The organism is Streptomyces kebangsaanensis (assembly GCF_001906585.1).
GTDB classification, from domain to species: domain Bacteria; phylum Actinomycetota; class Actinomycetes; order Streptomycetales; family Streptomycetaceae; genus Streptomyces; species Streptomyces kebangsaanensis.
This window is the reverse complement of record NZ_JUJA01000105.1, coordinates 1-1,277: the sequence shown is the minus strand read 5'-3', so window position 1 is coordinate 1,277 and position 1,277 is coordinate 1. Positions and strand designations below refer to the sequence as shown.

Here is a 1,277-nt window from a genome sequence, read left to right as displayed (position 1 = left end):
ACGATCACGCCGGGCACCCCGCCGTAGTGCGCGAACGCCCGGCGGTGGCACTCCCAGAAGGCCGCAAGATTCTGGCTGGTGGTGAAGCAGCAGAACGGATCCCGGGAGTAGGACAGGACCATGTGGAAGGAGTAGACCTTCGGGATTCCGACATGGGCCAGGATGCCGCCCTCGTCGCCCCAGTCGACCTGGGCCTGGGCGCCGGGCACCACCTCGAACCGGCGGTGCAGGCGGGCCAGCTCCCGCGGGGTGTATCCAAGCTCCTCCGCGATCCTGGGACGAGCCTGCTGCACATACAGCTTGACGCGCTGGTAGTGGTGCGGGAAACCGTACTGCTCGACGAGACGCTCATGGATCACCGCGGCCTTCAGCAGCACCTCGGCCCGCAGCCAGGCATCGATCACATGCGCCCACGGCTTGATCACCTGGTTGCCCAGATCCGACCGCGGCGCCGGAGCCGGAGGCTCGGGCGGCCCGTCGCTCTTCAGGTACTTCTTGACCGTGCGCCAGTTCAGGCCGGTCTCCCGGGCGATCTCCGAGATGCTCGCGCCCGCCTCATGCAGAGCTCGGAAGCGCCGCAGTTCCAGCCACCGCTCCGGTTCCAGCAGCATGCCCCGGGCCTCCCTCGTCGCCGCACAACGTCAGCGACAGGCTCCTCTCACCGCCCCAGGACCCGGCCCGACACACCGGATCACCTCTGCAGATCAACCCGTACGCACCTCTGCACCAGAGCCCGTACGCCGACACCTGGACCCTCTCTGTCAGCCTTGGGTGAGACGCCCCGCTTAGTCGGGTTAGCCTGAGAGGGCACGACAGGAGAACCACCCCCTCATGACCAGCACCAACCCCGCCGAGTCCGACCCGGCCCCCAGGCCGAAGCGCCGTTCCTTCAGTCCGGAGTACAAGCTGCGCATCGTGGCCGAGTACGACGCCGCACCCAAGAACGAGAAGGGCGCTGTCCTGCGCCGCGAGCGCCTTTACCACTCGCACGTCAAGGAATGGCGGGCCGCGCGGGATGCCGGGGCATTGGAGAAGCTGGTCGACCAGCGCACCAGCCCGGCCCGGCCTAAGAAGTCGGCCGCAGAGACGGAAAACGAGAAGCTGCGCCGCCAGGTGGAACGGCTGGAGAAGGAACTGGCCCGGAACAAAGCCGCGTTGGAGGTCATGGGAAAAGCTTCCGCGCTCTTGGAAATGATCTCCGAGGGCGCGGACTGAGGACCGCAGCCGACCCGGTGGTCGATGACGCGTTCGCCGGCATCGAGGGCAAGTTGGGCATC

The 1,277-nt window shown here is 67.4% G+C and carries 1 protein-coding gene and 1 pseudogene; one reads left to right on the top strand and one right to left on the bottom strand.

The window, feature by feature from the left end; all coding sequences use genetic code 11:
• Positions 1–611: pseudogene (locus RH94_RS43480) on the bottom strand (IS21 family transposase); the annotation flags it as partial.
• Between the two features lie 220 nt (positions 612–831).
• Between RH94_RS43480 and RH94_RS15510 the strand changes: the two are divergent.
• Entirely contained in the window at positions 832–1,215 is a 384-nt protein-coding gene (locus RH94_RS15510) for a transposase (protein ID WP_073946048.1), read from the top strand.
• Positions 1,216–1,277: the final 62 nt, after the last annotated feature.

What these genes read in the sequence shown, in the direction of transcription:
- RH94_RS15510 (WP_073946048.1), top strand. Translation starts at nt 832, where the DNA reads ATGACCAGCACCAACCCCGCCGAGTCCGACCCGGCCCCCAGGCCGAAG.